Origin of the sequence: Actinoallomurus acaciae (assembly GCF_042429965.1) — a bacterium.
Lineage (GTDB): Bacteria > Actinomycetota > Actinomycetes > Streptosporangiales > Streptosporangiaceae > Actinoallomurus > Actinoallomurus acaciae.
The window spans coordinates 1-16,853 of the sequence record NZ_JBHLZP010000145.1 but is presented as its reverse complement, the minus strand read 5'-3'; the positions used below and the strand labels follow the sequence as shown (position 1 = coordinate 16,853).

The 16,853-nt window shown below is 70.3% G+C and carries 18 protein-coding genes and 1 pseudogene; 12 read left to right on the top strand and 7 right to left on the bottom strand.

The window, feature by feature from the left end; genetic code table 11:
• Positions 1-255: holo-ACP synthase (locus tag ACFFNX_RS20455; protein WP_378204389.1), on the bottom strand; the 255-nt coding region annotated here is incomplete at its 3' end.
• A 41-nt stretch (positions 256-296) separates the two neighbouring features.
• Complete coding sequence (locus tag ACFFNX_RS20450; RefSeq protein WP_378204386.1) at positions 297-1,166, bottom strand: helix-turn-helix transcriptional regulator; 870 nt, start codon at positions 1,164-1,166, stop codon at positions 297-299.
• A 103-nt stretch (positions 1,167-1,269) separates the two neighbouring features.
• Between ACFFNX_RS20450 and ACFFNX_RS20445 the strand changes: the two genes are divergently transcribed.
• Positions 1,270-2,655: an MFS transporter gene (locus ACFFNX_RS20445; protein WP_378204383.1), complete on the top strand. Its 1,386-nt coding sequence runs from the start codon at positions 1,270-1,272 to the stop codon at positions 2,653-2,655.
• Between the two features lie 24 nt (positions 2,656-2,679).
• Here ACFFNX_RS20445 and coaA read toward each other — a convergent pair whose 3' ends face one another.
• Complete coding sequence (gene coaA / locus ACFFNX_RS20440) at positions 2,680-3,618, bottom strand: type I pantothenate kinase (RefSeq protein ID WP_378204381.1); 939 nt, start codon at positions 3,616-3,618, stop codon at positions 2,680-2,682.
• 177 nt (positions 3,619-3,795) lie between these two features.
• On the opposite strand from coaA, the gene glmS reads away from it, so the two are divergent.
• From glmS to ACFFNX_RS52505, 3 genes are read left to right on the top strand one after another with little or no spacing between them, the layout of a single operon-like run.
• The gene (gene glmS, locus ACFFNX_RS20435; RefSeq protein WP_378204378.1) at positions 3,796-5,661 is read left to right on the top strand and encodes a glutamine--fructose-6-phosphate transaminase (isomerizing); all 1,866 of its coding nucleotides are present in this window, start codon (positions 3,796-3,798) and stop codon (positions 5,659-5,661) included.
• 11 nt (positions 5,662-5,672) lie between these two features.
• Complete coding sequence (locus tag ACFFNX_RS20430) at positions 5,673-6,200, top strand: DUF1697 domain-containing protein (RefSeq protein ID WP_378204375.1); 528 nt, start codon at positions 5,673-5,675, stop codon at positions 6,198-6,200.
• A gap of 53 nt (positions 6,201-6,253) precedes the next feature.
• The gene (locus ACFFNX_RS52505) at positions 6,254-6,406 is read left to right on the top strand and encodes a hypothetical protein (protein ID WP_512699855.1); all 153 of its coding nucleotides are present in this window, start codon (positions 6,254-6,256) and stop codon (positions 6,404-6,406) included.
• Positions 6,407-6,466: 60 nt separating this feature from the next.
• Here ACFFNX_RS52505 and ACFFNX_RS20425 read toward each other — a convergent pair whose 3' ends face one another.
• Positions 6,467-7,156 (bottom strand): HNH endonuclease family protein, encoded by a 690-nt coding sequence (locus tag ACFFNX_RS20425; RefSeq protein WP_378204372.1) that lies wholly within the window; start codon positions 7,154-7,156, stop codon positions 6,467-6,469.
• Positions 7,157-7,353: 197 nt separating this feature from the next.
• Here ACFFNX_RS20425 and ACFFNX_RS20420 point away from each other — a divergent pair, with 197 nt between their 5' ends.
• From ACFFNX_RS20420 to ACFFNX_RS20400, 5 genes are all read left to right on the top strand, one after another.
• Positions 7,354-8,256 carry an ABC transporter ATP-binding protein gene (locus ACFFNX_RS20420; RefSeq protein WP_378204369.1) on the top strand — a complete coding sequence of 301 codons (903 nt, stop codon included), beginning with the start codon at positions 7,354-7,356 and terminating at the stop codon, positions 8,254-8,256.
• Positions 8,253-9,143: an ABC transporter permease gene (locus tag ACFFNX_RS20415; protein WP_378204366.1), complete on the top strand. Its 891-nt coding sequence runs from the start codon at positions 8,253-8,255 to the stop codon at positions 9,141-9,143. Before ACFFNX_RS20420 ends, ACFFNX_RS20415 begins: the two co-directional genes overlap by 4 nt.
• Before the next feature lie 31 nt (positions 9,144-9,174).
• On the top strand, positions 9,175-10,086 hold the full coding sequence (locus tag ACFFNX_RS20410) for an ABC transporter ATP-binding protein (RefSeq protein WP_378204363.1): 912 nt from the start codon (positions 9,175-9,177) through the stop codon (positions 10,084-10,086).
• A 64-nt stretch (positions 10,087-10,150) separates the two neighbouring features.
• Positions 10,151-10,864, top strand: a complete 714-nt coding sequence (locus tag ACFFNX_RS20405; protein WP_378204360.1) for an ABC transporter permease — start codon at positions 10,151-10,153, stop codon at positions 10,862-10,864.
• Positions 10,865-10,881: 17 nt separating this feature from the next.
• Entirely contained in the window at positions 10,882-11,688 is an 807-nt protein-coding gene (locus tag ACFFNX_RS20400) for a hypothetical protein (protein WP_378204357.1), read from the top strand.
• Positions 11,689-11,775: 87 nt separating this feature from the next.
• Here ACFFNX_RS20400 and glmM read toward each other — a convergent pair whose 3' ends face one another.
• The 3 genes from glmM to rplM all read right to left on the bottom strand — a co-directional run bounded on the left by glmM (position 11,776) and on the right by rplM (position 14,252).
• A complete protein-coding gene (glmM, locus tag ACFFNX_RS20395; protein WP_378204354.1) occupies positions 11,776-13,116 on the bottom strand; it encodes a phosphoglucosamine mutase in 1,341 nt (446 codons plus the stop codon).
• A gap of 151 nt (positions 13,117-13,267) precedes the next feature.
• Positions 13,268-13,774: a 30S ribosomal protein S9 gene (gene rpsI, locus ACFFNX_RS20390; RefSeq protein ID WP_378204351.1), complete on the bottom strand. Its 507-nt coding sequence runs from the start codon at positions 13,772-13,774 to the stop codon at positions 13,268-13,270.
• A 34-nt stretch (positions 13,775-13,808) separates the two neighbouring features.
• Positions 13,809-14,252 (bottom strand): 50S ribosomal protein L13, encoded by a 444-nt coding sequence (rplM, locus tag ACFFNX_RS20385; RefSeq protein ID WP_378204348.1) that lies wholly within the window; start codon positions 14,250-14,252, stop codon positions 13,809-13,811.
• Positions 14,253-14,507: 255 nt separating this feature from the next.
• On the opposite strand from rplM, the gene ACFFNX_RS20380 reads away from it, so the two are divergent.
• From ACFFNX_RS20380 to ACFFNX_RS20370, 3 genes and pseudogenes are all read left to right on the top strand, one after another.
• Positions 14,508-15,263, top strand: coding sequence for a CAP domain-containing protein (locus ACFFNX_RS20380; RefSeq protein ID WP_378204345.1), 756 nt, complete (start codon positions 14,508-14,510; stop codon positions 15,261-15,263).
• Positions 15,264-15,302: 39 nt separating this feature from the next.
• Positions 15,303-16,370, top strand: coding sequence for a hypothetical protein (locus ACFFNX_RS20375; RefSeq protein ID WP_378204342.1), 1,068 nt, complete (start codon positions 15,303-15,305; stop codon positions 16,368-16,370).
• A gap of 232 nt (positions 16,371-16,602) precedes the next feature.
• Positions 16,603-16,853, top strand: a pseudogene (locus ACFFNX_RS20370) (hypothetical protein); the annotation flags it as partial.

The following is a 16,853-nucleotide window of genomic DNA, read 5'->3' as shown; positions in this document are numbered from 1 at the left end:
GACGGTGCCCTCGACGTGCAGGCCGGGCCGCCCGTCGGGCGCCTTGCGCACCTCGGCGTCGGTCCACTTCAGCCCGCGCGGCGCGCCCAGCGCCTTGGCCAGCGCCTCCTTGGCCGCGAAACGCGCGGCGAGGGAGCGCGGGTGCAGCCCCCGCTCGGCCTCGGTGAACAGCCGGACGGCGAGACCGGGCGTGCGTTCGAGGGACCCCGCGAACCGCGCGATGTCCACGACGTCGATCCCCACTCCGACGATCACCGATTCAGGTTAACGTCCGTGGCCGCGGCGTGAGAGCGAGGTCAGTGGACGGGCGCGTGCGTGTGGTCGACGGCCGGAGCGTCCGGGTGCGCGATCAGCCAGTCCACGCGCTCGCGGCTTTCGACCTCGACCGGTGTGTAGACCGCCATGCGCGTCTCCGGCGTCGCCACGACCGCGAAGTTGACCACCGACAGGCTCACCTCGCCCACGGCGGCGTGCCGGAAGACCTTGACCCTCGTCGTCGGTGTGCCGACGTCGTGCGCGGCCCACATCTCGGCGAACTCCGGGCTGGCGGCGGACAGCCGCTCGACGAGCTCCGTCCAGGCGGGTTCGCCGAGGTGACGGGCGTACGACGCACGGAATGTCGCCACCATCTGCGGGAGTTCACGGTCGCGGTTCACGAACGTGCTGCAGCAGGCGGGGATCGCGAATCCCGCCCAGAGCAGGTTGCGGCGGTTGCTCACGGCGGAGATGCTCGGCCACATCGCGGCGTACGCCGCGTTCCAGGCGAGCACGTCGTACCGGCTGTTGATCACGGCGGCGGGCAGGTCGGCCAGGCCGTCGAGCACGGCCTGCACCTGCGGCTCCAGCCGGTCGTGCGCGTCCCGCGGGTGCGGCGCGGGCACGTCCGCGAGCCGGAACAGGTGCTCACGTTCGGCCTGGTCGAGGCGGAGGGTGCGGGCGATCGCCTCCAGCACCTGGACGCTCACGTTGATCGGCCGGCCCTGTTCGAGCCAGGTGTACCAGGTGATCCCGACACCGGCGAGCTGGGCGACCTCCTCGCGGCGCAGCCCGGGCGTGCGCCGTCGCGGCCCGGCGGGCATGCCGACGTCGGCGGGCGTGATGCGTCCGCGGCGGCTGCGCAGAAAGGCGGCGAGCTCGGTGCGGCGGCTGGTGATCGTCGCGGTCACCTGTCCGATTCTCGCCGGTACGGGGATCGCGTGCCAGGTGCTGTCAACACCAGTATCAAGGGGCTCTCACCACTCTTATCCCCGTGCTCGCAGGCTGCTGCACATGGCCCAGATCACCATCGGCGCACCGGCGTCGCGTACACCGGTCCGGCTTGGCCGGCTCCTCACGATCATTCTGGTCGGCCAGTTCATGGCGATCCTCGACGTCTCCGTGGTCAACGTCGCCGCGCCGACCATCCGTACCGACCTCCACGCGTCCGGCGCCGGGCTGCAGCTCGTCATCGCCGGCTACACCATCGCGTACGCCGTTCTCCTCATCACCGGCGCCCGTCTCGGCGACCGGCTCGGGCACCGCGCCGCCTTCCAGACGGGCCTCGCGGTCTTCACCGTCGCGTCGCTGGCCTGCGGCCTGGCGGGAGGCACCGGCATGCTCATCGGCTTCCGCTTCATCCAGGGGGCGGGGGCGGCGCTGATGGTGCCGCAGGTCATGAGCCTCATCCAACGTAACTTCACCGGCGCGGCGCGGGCCCGCGCGCTCAGCGTGTACGGCGCGGTGCTGGCCGGCGGTTCGGTCGTCGGCCAGGTCGTCGGCGGGGTTCTGGTCAGCGCCGACCTGTTCGGCACCGGCTGGCGGCCCGTCTTCCTGGTGAACGTCCCGATCGGCGTCGTGCTGCTGGCCGCCGGCGCCCGTACCCTGCCCGGCGACCGCGGCGAGCAGGACCGCGGCCTGGACCTGCCGGGGCTGACGAGCCTCGCGGCGGCGACGCTGCTGTTCGTGGTGCCGCTCGTGCTCGGGCACGAGGAGGACTGGCCGCTGTGGGGCTGGCTGATGCTCGGCGGCAGCGTCGTCGTGTTCGCGCTGTTCGTGGTGGCGCAGCGGCGCGCGTCCTCGCCGCTGATCCCCGGCCGGGTGGCGGGCGCGCCCGGCATGCGCGCGGGGCTCGTCGCGATCTTCCTGTGCATGAGCACCTTCGGCGGGTTCCTGTTCACCGTGGCCCTGCACCTTCAGGGCGGCCTCGGGTTCAGCCCGCTGCGTGCCGGGCTGTTCTTCATCCCGGGAGCGGGCGGGTTCGCGCTGTCCAGCCTCAACTGGCGGCGCGCGCCCGCGCGGTGGCACCGGCCGATGATCCCGGTCGCGCTGGTCGTGGCCGGGCTGGGCTACCTGGGGCTCGCCCTCTTCGAGTCGGGCGGTGTCGGGCTGGAGGTGGCGATGGCCGTGACCGGGCTCGGCCTCGGCGCGGCGTTCAGCCCGCTGCTGGCGATCGCGCTGACCCACGTGGCGGTGGCGGACGCGGCGGACGCCAGCGGGCTGCTGGTGATGACGAACCAGCTCGGCCAGGTCGTTGGCGTCGCGACGTTCGGCACGCTGTTCCTCAGCGTCGCGCCGCCGACCGGGCACGCGCTGACGGTCACGTGCGTGGTTCTGGCCGGTGCGGCGGCGCTGGGCGCGTGCTGCGCGACACCGTTGCTCCGTCGGCGTCGGGGCTGAGCCGCGCGGGGACGCGCCGCCGCGTCAGATCCGCCGCAGCCGTACGCGGCGGACGCGGTGGTCGCGGTCCTTGTTCAGGACGAGGGTGGCGCGGGCGCGGGTGGGCAGGATGTTGGCCACGAGGTTGACCTCGTTGATGTCGCGCCAGTAGCGCTCCGCCTGCGCCGCCGCCTCGTCCTCGTCGACCTGCGCGTAGGGGTGGAAGTAGGACCGCTCGTCGGTGAAGACCGTACGCCGCAGGGCGAAGAAGCGGTCGACGTACCACTGGCGGATGTCATCGACCCGCGCGTCGACGTAGATGGAGAAGTCGAACAGGTCCGCGAGGGCCAGGCCGCCCGGCCGGGCGCTCTGCAGCACGTTGAGCCCCTCCACGATGAGGATGTCCGGCTGCCGTACGACCTGCCGGGCGTCCGGCACGATGTCGTACCGCAGCGCCTCGTACACCGGCATGGACACCTCGGGCACGCCCGCCTTGACCTCCGAGACGAACTTCAGCAGCGCGCGCCGGTCGTAGGACTCCGGGAATCCCTTGCGCTGCATCAGCCCGCGCTCGGCGAGGACGGCGTTGGGATGGAGGAAGCCGTCCGTGCTGACCAGCTCGACCCGTGGTTCCCCCGGGCCGCGCGAGAGAAGGACGCGCAGCAGGCGGGAGACCGTCGACTTGCCCACGGCCACGCTGCCGGCGATGCCGATGATGTACGGGGTGGGGGCGACCGGCTCGCCGAGGAAGGCGCTGACGGTGTCGCGCAGCCGGCCGTCGCCCGCGACGAACAGCCGCAGCAGCCGCGACAGCGGCAGGTAGACGTCCTCGACCTCGTCGATGTCGATGGGGTCGCCGAGCCCGCGGATCTCCTCCAGGTCCGCTGGAGTGAGGGACAGCGGCGTACCGGCGCGTAGGGCACGCCATGCCTCACGGTCGAGCTCGACGTACGGGCTGGGGGGATTGCCCCCGATGCTCGTCATGGGAGGTGACCCTAGCCGGAGCCAGGCAAATTACGGACATTTGGCGCGTTACGAGATGGTTACGCGCGGCGACAGGGCCGGGTCAGACCGGCCGTGCCGCCGGCGGCACCCAGGGCGAGCGGAGAGTTGGCGCGGCGGTGGTCTACCCGTTCACCTGGACCCATTACTGTGGCCCGCATGTGCGGAATCGTGGGGTACGTCGGCTCGAAGCCGGCTCTCGACGTCGTCATCGAGGGCCTCTCCCGGCTGGAGTACCGGGGGTATGACTCGGCGGGCACGGCCATCTCCGCCGACGGCAAGCTGACGGTGACCAAGCGCGCCGGGAAGCTGGCCAACCTGCGTGAGGCACTTGCGGGCACCGTCCCGCCCGACGGTTCGCAGGATGGGAACACCGGCCGTTCGGGCATCGGCCACACCCGCTGGGCCACCCACGGACCGCCGAACGACCGCAACGCCCACCCGCACACCGACTGCACGGGCGCCGTCGCCGTCGTGCACAACGGCATCATCGAGAACTTCGCCGCGCTCCGCCTCGAACTCGAGCGCCGGGGCCACGAGCTGTCCTCCGACACCGACACCGAGGCGGTCGCCCACCTGATCGAGGAGGAGGTGGCCGGGGGCGCGAGCCTGGCCGACGCGATGCGCCGGGTCTGCCTGCGCCTCGAAGGCGCGTTCACGCTCGTCGCGGTGTACTCCGGCGAGCCCGACCTCGTGGTCGGCGCCCGCCGCAACTCTCCCCTGGTCGTCGGCGTCGGCGCCGAGGAGAACTTCCTGGCCAGCGACGTCGCGGCCTTCATCGCGCACACCCGCGACGCGATCGAACTGGGCCAGGACCAGGTCGTCGAGCTGCGGCCGTCGGGCGTCACGGTGACCGGCTTCGACGGCAGACCGGCCGAGGTGAAGGAGTACCACGTCGACTGGGACGTGTCCGCCGCGGAAAAGGGCGGTCACGACTACTTCATGCTCAAGGAGATCGCCGAGCAGCCCCGCGCGGTCGCCGACACGCTGCTCGGCCGGATCGGCGCCGACGGCCGGCTCAGCCTCGACGAGATGCGGCTCACCGACGACGAGCTGCGCGACATCGACAAGATCATCATCGTCGCGTGCGGCACGGCCTACCACGCCGGGCTGATCGCCAAGTACGCCATCGAGCATTGGACCCAGCTCCCCTGCGAGGTCGAGCTGGCCAGCGAGTTCCGCTACCGCGACCCGATCCTGACGCGCTCGACGCTGGTCATCGCCATCTCCCAGTCGGGCGAGACGATGGACACGCTCATGGCCGTACGCCACGCCCGCGAGCAGCGCGCCAGCGTCCTCGGCATCTGCAACGTCAACGGCTCGACCATCCCGCGCGAGTGCGACGGCGTCCTCTACACGCACGCCGGGCCGGAGATCGCGGTCGCCTCGACCAAGGCGTTCCTCACCCAGCTGATCGCCGTGTACCTGATCGCGCTCTACCTGGCGCAGGTGCGCGGGACCAAGTGGGGCGACGAGGTCTTCGCCATGATCCAGCTGCTGGGCACGATGCCGCAGAAGGTGGAGCGGGTCCTGGAGACCGTCGAGCCGGTACGCGAGCTGGCCCGGTCGCTGGCCGGTGAGCGCTGCGTGCTGTTCCTGGGCCGTCACGTGGGCTTCCCGGTGGCGCTGGAGGGCGCGCTCAAGCTCAAGGAGCTCGCCTACATGCACGCGGAGGGCTTCGCCGCCGGCGAGCTGAAGCACGGCCCGATCGCCCTGATCGAACAGGACCTGCCGGTCGTGGTCATCGTGCCGTCACGCGCCCGCCCGATCCTGCACGACAAGATCGTCTCCAACATCCAGGAGATCCGCGCCCGCGGCGCCCGGACGATCGTGATCGCCGAGGAGGGCGACGAGGCGGTCGCGCCGTACGCCGACACGCTCATCCGCGTGCCGGCCGTCCCGACCCTGCTGCAACCGCTGGTGGCGACCGTGCCGCTCCAGGTCTTCGCCTGCGAGCTCGCCACCGCCCGGGGCCATGACGTCGACCAGCCCCGCAACCTCGCCAAATCCGTCACGGTGGAGTAGTAAACGACATCGTGACGCGATATGTGGCGCTACTGCGCGCGGTGAACCTCGGCAGCCACAAGAAGGTCTCCATGACCGACCTGCGCGAACTGCTGACCGGCCTCGGGTACGCCGACGTGCGGACGTACCTGCAGAGCGGCAACGCGGTCTTCACCGCTCCCGAGACGCGGCCGGAGCGGGTCGCGGCCTCGGTCGAGGAGCGGCTCGCCGCCGATCTGGGGCTGATGACCGAGGTGATCCTGCGGACCGCGGAGGAGCTTCAGGACGTGGTCGAGCGGAATCCGCTGAAGGTCGACGACCCGGCGAAGTCCACCGTCTGGTTCCTGCTGAGACCACCCGCCCGGGATTGGCTCACCGGCATGGACCTGGACCGATTCGCGCCCGAAGAGATGCGCGCCGGCGAACGCGAGATCTACCTCCGGCTGCCGAACGGCATCGGCCGCGCGAAACTGCCGGTCGCGCTCGGGCGGCGCCTGAAGACACCCGCCACGATGCGCAACTGGAAAACGGTCACAAGCCTTTTGTCGCTCGCCGAGTAGAACGCGCTCACCGGGTATACACCTCTCCCGACGGACAGTGAAGGGAGAGACCGATGGCGGGCCGCATCATCGCAGCGCTCTCTGCCGTCGTCGCGACGGTGGCGGAGGTGCTTCTGCTGCCCTTCCGGGTCCTCGCCCGTCTGCTGGGCGTCTCCAACAAGGGACGGCCAGGGACGGCGCGACGGTCGCGCCGGCAGGCCGCATAAAGGCTGGATCCCAGAAAAGACGGAGAGCACCTGGCGGGGGTGCTCTCCGTCTTCGGGTGCTCAGCAGGTGTCGAGCATGTCGCCCAGTTCGTCGTGGTCCGCCTGCGTCACCGACAGGTGGTACTCATCGGCGACGGCGATGAACTTCTCCGCGTAGGTGCACTGGAAGGACTTTTGCGGCTGCCACTCCGACGGTCCCTTGTCGCTCTTCTGCTCGTTGGGCCGTCCCCAGACCGCCAGGAGGTTGTCGCGGTCGTTGGCCAGTTCGGTCCGCTTCTCCTCGGTCCAGTGGTCCGCGCCCATCCGCCAGGCGAGGCCGAGCGGGAAGATGTGGTCGATCTGCACCTCGACGGCGTGCGCCTTGGCGAAGGTGATCTGCTTGCCCGTGTACGGGTCGTCCAGCGTCCCCGAGATGACGACGCACTTGTTGCGTTTCTTCGCGTCGTCCAGGTCGCGGGCGAGGATGTCGTTACGGGTGTCGCAGCCGTTGTGGTCGACGTCCTTCCAGGCGGGGCCGAACTGACGCCGGCTGTACCCGGTCATGGAGTCCGGCTTGGCCTCCTTGAGTCCGGCGAGTTCCTTCCGCGCCGTCCTTTCGCTGCCCTTGTCTCCCTTTTTTGACGACTTTCCCGAGCTCGAACTCGACGGCCCGTCACCCGACAGGCTGACGTTGCCCGCGCATCCGGCCACGACGAACACCGAGACGACCATCGAGGAGACCTGCACGCCCACTCGCCGCCGCACTGACATATCCGCACCATCCAGGATTTTTTTGGCGAAGCTATGCCCGGAATATACGGCTTTACGCTCTTATCATCGACAGTCGGCGGTGGGCTCGCGGTCGGAGATGGCGTCCGGCCTCGGCCGGGGGTTCTCATCCCTTCGGCGGGTGGGGAGTACCGCCCAAGGGTGACGACGCGACCACGACGGTCCACTAGGTTCGGCGCATGTCCATCATCGCCACCCGGGGGCTCGGCAAGCAGTTCCCCGGCGTGCTCGCCCTGGACGAGCTGACCATCGACATCGAGCCCGGCGTCGTCGGGCTGGTCGGGGCCAACGGCGCGGGCAAGTCGACCCTCATCAAGATCCTCCTCGGGCTCATCCCACCGACGCGTGGGCAGGCGAGCGTGCTCGGACTCGACACGGTCCGCGAGTCGGTGAAGATCCGGGAGCTGGTCGGCTACATGCCCGAGAACGACTGCCTCCCGCCCGACGTCTCGGCCACCGAGTTCATCGTGCACGTCGCGCGCGTGTCCGGGCTGCCGGCCACCGCCGCGCGCGAACGCGCCGCCGACACACTGCGCCACGTCGGCCTGTACGAGGAGCGCTACCGGCCGATCGGTGGCTACTCCACCGGCATGCGCCAGCGGGTCAAGCTCGCCCAGGCCCTCGTGCACGACCCGAAGCTCGTCTTCCTCGACGAACCCACCAACGGCCTGGACCCGGCCGGGCGGGACGAGATGCTCGCCCTCATCCAGCGCATCGGCACCCAGTTCGGCATCAGCGTCCTGGTCACCTCCCACCTCCTCGGCGAGCTCGAACGCGTCGCCCAGCACCTGGTCATCATCGACGGCGGCCGGCTGCTGCGGTCGCAGGCGGTCACCGCGTTCACCCAGACCAGCGGCGTTCTCGCGGTCGAGGTCGACGACGAGGCCGCCGGCCGCGACCGGCTCGGCCACCACCTCGCCCAGGCCGGGCTGCGCGTCCACCCCGACGGACGGGGCCTGCTCATCGACATCGCCGACGAGACGACGTACGACCTCGTGCGCGACTCCGTCGCCGACCTCGGCCTGGCCCTCGTACGCATGGAGAACCGCCGTCACCGCATCGAAGAGGTGTTCTCCTCATGACGAGCGTCATCCACGACATCGGCTACCGGCACTACGACGGCCCGCGGCTCGGCCGCGCATACGCCGTCCGCTCCCTGTTCACGCACAACCTGCGCGCGGCGTACGGGCTGGGGCGACCGGCCAAGGCCAAGATCATGCCGTTCCTGCTGTTCACGATCATGTTGCTGCCCGCGGCCATCAGCGTCGCGATCACGGCGCTGGCCGCCTCGCTCGGCAGCGGCCAGCCCATCAACCTGATCCGCTACTCGGCCTACGCCGTCTATCTCCAGCCACTGATCGCGATCTTCCTGGCCGCGCAGTCGCCGGTGCTGGCCTCACGCGACCTGAGGTTCCACGTCACGCCGCTGTACTTCTCCCGCCCGCTGTCGCGCCTGGACTACGTGCTGGCCAAGTACGGCGCGCTGACCACGGCGCTGTTCATCCTGCTGGGCACGCCGATCACGATCCTGTTCATCGGCGCGCTCGCCACCAAGCAGAAGCATCTGGGCACCCACACGCTCGACTGGGCCGGCGGCCTGGTGGGCTGCCTGATGTTCGCCCTGGTGCTCGCCGCGATCGGCCTGGTCGTGGCCGCCTTCACCCCGCGTCGCGGCTTCGGCGTCACCGCGGTCATGGCGGTGTACCTCATCAGCACCGCCGCGGTCGGCTCCATCCAGGGCATCGCCGAAAACCAGACCAAGTTCGGAGTCGCCCGCTGGGCGGGCATGTTCACGCCCTTCAACCTCGTGGACGACGTGCAGGTCTGGGCGCTGGGCGCCAAGTCGTCCGCCCCGGAGCCGCCGCCGTCCGGCCTCGGCGGCCCGGTGTTCACGCTCGTGTGCGTGGCCATCGTCGCGGGCTCGCTCGCCATCCTTCACCAGCGGTTCCGCAAGGCGGGCGCGCAATGACCGGCCGGCCCACCGACGAGAGGAAGGCATCGTGAGTGTCCTGGAGCTCCGGGACGTCTCCCGGTGGTACGGCAACGTGGTCGCGGTCAACGGCGTGTCGATGACCGTCGGCCCGGGGGTGACCGGCCTGCTCGGCCCGAACGGCGCGGGCAAGTCGACGCTCATCCACATGATGGGCGGGTTCCTCGCGCCCTCGGGCGGTCAGGTCGGCATCGACGGACAGCGCATCTGGAAGAACCCCTCGGTCTACCGCAACATCGGGCTGGTGCCCGAACGCGAGTCCGCCTACGACTTCCTCACCGGCCGGCAGTTCGTCCGCTCGATGGCCAAGCTGCACAAGCTGCCCGATCCGGTGGCCGCCGCCGACCGTGCCCTCGCGATGGTGGAGATGCTGCCGCCCGCCGACCGGACCATCGGCACCTACTCCAAGGGGATGCGGCAGCGCGTCAAGATGGCGTCGGCGCTCGTCCACGACCCGGCGGTCCTGCTGCTCGACGAGCCGTTCAACGGCATGGACCCGCGCCAGCGGCTCCAGCTCATGGACCTCATCCGCAAGATGGCCGCCGAGGGCCGTACGGTGCTGTTCAGCTCGCACATCCTCGAGGAGGTCGAGCGGCTCGCGAACCACATCGAGGTCATCGTCGCGGGGCGGCACGCCGCCTCCGGCGACTTCCGCGCGATCCGGCGCCTGATGACCGACCGGCCGCACATGTTCGCCATCCGCTCCAGCGACGACCGCCGCCTGGCGGCCGCGCTGATCGCCGACGATTCGACCCGCGGTGTCGAACTCACCGCGGCCGGGCTGGAGGTGGAGGCCGTCGACTTCCGGCGGTTCACCCTGCTGCTACCACAGGTGGCCCGTGGCGCCGGCATCCGGCTGTGGGAGGTCTCCCCGGCCGACGAGTCCCTCGAAAGCGTCTTCTCCTACCTGGTCTCCTCATGAGCGAACACAGCGAGCGAATCGACGACACGGCGCGCCTGGTCACGCCTCCGACGAAGGAGGATTCATGAATACCATCGCGTACATCACGTTCCGCGGCATGCTCGGACGGCGCCGCGCGCTTCTCCTGTTCATCCTCCCGGCCGTTCTTCTGCTGCTCAGCATCGGCCTGCGGGTCACCGGCAACGCCGACCTCGACACCGCGGCGGCCCTGCTGACGCAGTTCGGGCTGGGCGCGCTGCTGCCGCTGCTGGCCCTGCTGGCCGGCACGGGAGTGATCGGCCCGGAGATCGACGACGGCCAGATCATGTACATCATGACCAAGCCGATCGCCCGGCCGGTCATCTCGACCACGAAGTACCTGGTCGCGGTCGCCCTGGTCGTCGGCTTCGGCGTCGTCCCGATCTTCGTCTCCGGCCTCATCATGAACGGCCTGACGGCGGGCCTGGCGAGCGGCTTCGCGCTGGGCGCGCTGGTGGGCGGCATCGCGTACTGCGCGCTGTTCGTGGCACTCGCGGTGATGAGCCGCTTCGCCGTGACGATCGGCCTGATCTACGCCCTGGTGTGGGAGAACCTCATCGGCCGGTACGCCTCGGGCGTCAGGACGCTGTCGGTCCGCCAGTGGGCGATCTCAGTGACCGACCTGGCGACGAACGCCACGTCGGTCACCTCCGAGGTGCACCTCTCCACCGCCGTACCCCTGCTGATCGTGCTGACCGCCCTGGGCGTCGCCGTCGCCGGCTGGAAGCTCCGCACCCTTTCGATCACCGGCTCCGACTAGCAGACGATGGGGCATCCGTGAGCTCGGCCGATGAGGTCGTGGCGAGGAGCGTCTTCTCTCCGGTGCTCGGGTTGTTCCGCTGGAACGGCCCCGATGGCCTCGCCGTCGTGCTGGACCCGCTCAAGTATCGTCCGATGAGGGCCACCGGGGGAGTGTCCGGCGTTCACCTCGTCCTGGACGACGGCCAGGTCCTCGGCGTGTACAAGTGGGGACGCGGCCGCGGGGTCTCCAAGGATGTCGGGGCGTTCGAGCTGAGCGACGAGACCGGCCTCGGGGTCGTCCCTCGCACGAGGCGGTGGACCGGCCGCTATGGGAAGGGCGTACTCCAGGACCACGTCCCGGCCAGAGCCGGGCTCACCGTGGTGCGCAAGGGCGAGCGGACCCAGCGGATGGCCGCCTTCGACTACGCGGTGGCACAGGGCGATCGGCCCGCGGTCGACGAGAACTTCCTCGTCCGCGAGGACGGCGCGCTCATGTCCCACGACAACGGAACGAGCTTCGTCAGGCCCGCGCCCGGAAAGACGGAGTTCATCCAGTCCAACTTCGTCGTCGCCCACCTGAACGAGCCGCTCCACCCCCGGCTCCTGGACCGGTTGCGATCCACCGACCTCGGCCGTCTCACCGATCGGCTGTACGGCGCCGAACTCGATGCCCCGGAGGTCGAAGGAACCATCGCGCGTGTCACGGAGATGCGGGAGGAGGGCAGGATAACCGGCCGCGCGTGGGACGGCTTGATCCTCGACAGCGGGTACGCGGTGAAGCATCCGGGCGAGGCGCCGAGCATCGCGGAGTGGATACGCTCCACCGACCGTGACGGCGGATGATCGAGCAGGAGCCCGGCCGGTCGGAGGAAGCACTCGTCACCGCGTCCGCCACGCCGAAAGCGGCCCGCCTCGCGCCCGGCGGCCGTGCTACAGGGCGCTGCGGACGACCTCGGCGAGGCGTTCGGCCAGGGCGCGGGCCTGTTCTTCGTAGGTCGCCTCGACCATGACGCGGACCATCGGCTCGGTGCCGCTCGGGCGGATCAGGACGCGCCCCGTGTCGCCGAGTTCGGCCTCGGCGGTCTCGACCGCCGCCTTCAGCTCCGCCGAGGTCTTGGCGCGGGACTTGTCGACGTTCTTGACGTTGACGAGCACCTGCGGCAGGCGGGTCATCACCTTGGCCAGCTCGTCCAGCGGGCGGCCGCGGCCCGCGACGGTGGCGAGCAGGTGCAGGCCGGTCAGCAGGCCGTCTCCGGTGGTCGCGTGGTCCAGCATGATCACGTGGCCGGACTGCTCGCCGCCGAAGGCGTATCCCCCGGACTTCATGGCCTCAAGGACGTAGCGGTCACCGACCGTCGTCTCGACGACGTTGAGGCCCTCCTCGCGCATGGCGATCTTGAAGCCGAGGTTGGACATGACCGTCGCGACGACGGTGTCGCCGGGCAGCCGGCCGGCCTCGCGCAACTCGACCGCCAGGATCGCCATGATCTGGTCGCCGTCGATCGCCTCGCCCGTGGCGGTGACGGCGAGGCAGCGGTCGGCGTCGCCGTCGTGCGCGATGCCGACGTCGGCGCCATGCTCGATCACGGCGCGGCGCAGCGCGTCCAGGTGAGTGGAGCCGTAGCCGTCGTTGATGTTCAGGCCGTCGGGAGAGGCGCCGATGGCGACCACGCTGGCGCCGGCGCGGCGCATCGCCTCGGGTGAGACCCCGGACGCGGCGCCGTGCGCGCAGTCGACCACGACGCGGAGGCCGTCCAGCGAGCAGGGCAGCGTCGACAGCAGGTGCGCGATGTAGCTCTCGACCTCGCCCTGTGCGTCGCGTACGCGGCCAACGCCGGAGCCGGTCGGGCCGGACCACTCCTCGCCGAGGTGCGCCTCGATCTGGTCCTCGATCTGGTCGGCGAGCTTGTGCCCGCCCCGGCCGAAGAACTTGATGCCGTTGTCGGGCGCGGGGTTGTGGGAGGCCGACAGCATGACGCCGAGGTCGGCGCCGAGCGACTGGGTGAGGTACGCGACGGCGGGCGTCGGCAGGACGCCCAGGCGGAGGACGTCGACGCCAGCGGAGGCGAGCCCGGCCACGACGGCGGCCTCGAGGAACTCACCCGAGGCGCGCGGGTCGCGGCCCACGACGGCGACGGGCCGGTGGCCCTCGAACGCGCCAGCCTCGCCGAGGACCCGGGCGGCGGCCACCGACAGGTCGAGCGCGAGCCGGGCGGTCAGGTCACGGTTCGCGACCCCCCGGACACCATCGGTTCCGAACAGACGTGACACTGCTAACACCCCAAGGTCGCGCATGGCAGGCCGGCCCGCCGGCCCTCGAACAAAGCGATCGGCGGCCCCGCGAACCCGCGGAACCGCCGAAGTCCTGTGCGGCGCGCCCCGCCCGGCCGTACCGGGTCGATGGGCCGCCGCACAGGGCCGATCAACGCTTGCTGTACTGCGGAGCCTTACGCGCCTTCTTGAGCCCGTACTTCTTGCGCTCCTTGGCCCGCGCGTCGCGGGTGAGGAAGCCGGCCTTCTTGAGGGGCGGACGGTTGTCGGGGTCGACGAGCTGCAGCGCGCGGGCGATGCCGAGGCGCAGGGCGCCGGCCTGGCCGGTCACGCCGCCGCCGGTGATCAGCGCGATCACGTCGAACTGGTCCTCGAGGCCCAGCGTCACGAACGGCTCGTTCACGATCTGCTGGTGGACCTTGTTGGGGAAGTAGGCGTCGAGCGGGCGACCGTTGATCGTCCACTTTCCGCTGCCGGGGACGATGCGCACACGGGCGATCGCCTCCTTGCGGCGGCCGGTACCCGCGGCCGGGCCGGTCAGCACCGGACGGGGGGTCTCCTCGACGACAGCCTCAGCGGACTCGGAGGTGTAGTCCCCCACGTACTCTTCAAATTCGGCGCCCTCGAGGGGCGTCTCGATACCGGTGGACTCAGCCACGGGACTCCTCAGGATTCGATCTCGACGGCGCGCGTCACTGCGCGATCTGCTTGATGTCGTAGGGCACCGGCTGCTGCGCCTGGTGCGGGTGCTCGGGACCGGCGTAGACCTTGAGCTTGCCGAACATCTTCCGGCCGAGCGAGTTCTTGGGCAGCATGCCCTTGATCGCCTTCTCGACGGCGCGCTCGGGGTGCTTGGCCATGAGGTCGGAGTAGGCGATGGAGCGGAGTCCGCCGGGGTAGCCCGAGTGCCGGTAGGCCTTCTTCTGCTCGAGCTTCTTCCCCGACAGCGCCACCTTGTCGGCGTTGACGATGATCACGAAGTCGCCCGTGTCGAGGTGCGGCGCGTAGATCGGCTTGTGCTTACCCCGAAGCAACGTCGCGACCTGGCTGGCCAGCCGACCCAGCACGACATCGGTCGCGTCGATGACGTGCCACTGACGTTCGACGTCAGCGGGCTTTGGGGTGTAGGTGCGCACGGTCGTATGCCTTCGTTTCGTGTCTGACAACAGAGACCGGGCCGGCGGGACGGGCGACGTCCGTCACTGGCCCGCATGGTCAAGCGACCCGAAGAACGGGCACGCTGACGCACACAACGAACTGGCAGGATACCGGCCCACTGACGTGCGGGTCAAAGCGGGCGGCTTTCGCCGCCTCCTGCCATCGCTTCGGACGATCATGCGTTCGTCCTTTTTACAGCATATAGCAGGGATTACTCCAGAACGGCGCGCTCGATGGTGGTTACCGCCTCTATAGTGCTGCACCTCCGCAGCCCCCTGGAGGACCCCCTGTCCGCCAAGCGTTCGATCCCCATCAAGCGCAAGGTCCAGGCGTTCGTGATCCTGGCGATCGCGTTCTTCGTCGCCGCCGGCTTCGCGGCGAACCGCTACGTGACCGCTGCGCACCCCGTACCCGGCGACCAGCCCGCCCAGGACGCGGTCGTCGCCCCCAGCCCGGAGGGTTCGGCCGTCAAGCCGCCCACCGCGACTCCCTCCCCCAGTCACTCTCGTACGCACACGAGCCACCGCCCGGCGGCCGTCGCCAAGGTCGTCAAGCCGAAGAAGCCCTCGGCCGCGGTGAACGCCGGCTCCGCGGGCGCCCCGGCCAAGAACGTCACGGCCGAGAACCTCGCCGTCCAGCTGACGAACCAGCAGCGGGCCAAGCACGGCTGCTCCGCGCTGCGCGTCGACACGGGCCTGCGCGCCGCGGCGCGCTCCCACTCGAAGGACATGCGCGTACGGCACTACTTCGAGCACGACTCACCGGACGGCAAGACCCCGTGGGACCGGATCAAGGCGGCCGGCTACAGCCAGCCCGGCGCCGAGAACATCGCCATGGGATACGCCACCGCCCAGACGGTCGTCGCGGGCTGGATGAAGAGCCCCGGGCACCGGGCGAACATCCTGAACTGCGGCCTGAAGGCGATCGGAATCGGCGTCGAGTACGGCTCTGGAGGGCCCTGGTGGACGCAGGACTTCGGCTTTCGGTAAACCCCTGATCACCTGATTCAGGCAGGTAGGGTCGCATTCATGTCTTATCCGGGTGATCAGCAGCAACCCGGCGGCTGGGGTCATTCCCAGCCGCCGTCGTCGTCGCCGTACGGCCCGGGCGACGACCAGGCCGGACACGGCGGTCCCCCCTCCTTCGGGAGCCCCCACGACGACCCGTACGGCACCCCTCCGCGAGACGGCGGCTACGGTCCGGGCGGCGGCGCGGGCGGCTACGGCGGCTCCTTCGGCGACGACCCCCAGCCGTACGGCAACGCCTTCGAGCGTGACCCCTCCTACGGCTCCCACGACGAGGGCGCGGACCCCTACGGCGGCGGTCCGGGCGGCTACGGTCCGGGCGATGACTTCGACTCGGGTTCGGGCTCCGGCCGTAAGCGGCTGATCATCGGCGCGGCGATCGCGGTGGGCGTCATCGTGGTCGTCGGTGGCGCGGCCTTCGCGCTCACGTCCGGTGGCGACGACAAGCCCAAGACGGAGGCCGCCCCGTCCTCGGCGCCTCCCGTCACGCCGACGCCGACGCCCACGCCGTCCCCCACCGAGACCGGTCGCGGCGACCGCCTCATGAGCCGCACGACCGACCCCAAGCTCCTCACGCTGAACGAGATCTTCAAGGCCCGGTCGTTCAAGGCCGGCGGCCGCCGCTACCTCATGACGGCGCGGCGCGCGGAGCGCAAGTGCTCGCCGCCGACGCACGGCACGACGTTCCGCAAGGCCCTCGCCCGGGGCGCCTGCGACCAGGTGCTGCGGGCGACGTTCAGCAACGGCAAGCTGATCGGCACGATCGGTGTGATCAACCTCAGGACCCAGACCGCGGCCACGTCGGCCCAGTCCGCCGCGCGCCAGAAGGACGCGTTCATCCTCGCGCTGCCGGGCGCGGGCACCACCAAGAAGATCGGCCAGGGCCTGTCGCTGACCACCACCGAGGTGAACGGCCACTACCTGATCATGAGCTGGGTGCAGTACCCGAACGGCAAGAAGATCGCCAAGAGCGACTACTCGGCCGTGACGTCGTTCGTGAAGTACACGACGTATGGCAGCAATCTGCGCACGGCCCTGAACTATCGGTCAATGGAGGGCAAACCGGCATAAGATTTGCCCTCACCTAATACTCTGGTGACTCATGTCTGGCCATGACGAGACTTTCCTTCCTCCGAACGAGGAGGATGCGAAGCTTCCGCCGCGACCGCCGACAGACGCTCCGCCGCACTTCGGACAGGGCTCGGCCACGAACAGGCCGTCCGTCGTTTTCCAGACCGCCGACACACGTCCGGGCATGCCGGGCTTCTCCGGAACGTCGGTGGCATCCGACGCCGAGGAGACCATGACCCCGCCCTTCCCGCGCCACGGCGGCCCCACGCCGGACGCTCACCAGCCCACCCCGCCCCCGGTGCAGGACCCCTCCCGGCCGAAGGCCACGAACGGCGCCGCGCCGGACGACGGGCAGACCGCCCCGCCACCGCCACCGAACGGCTTCTCCGCGCCCGCAGGCGGCTCGAGTGACCCTGGTCACTCGGGCGGCCCGTACGGCACCACGCCGCCCCCCGGCTTCCCGAGCGCCCCGTACGGCTCGGC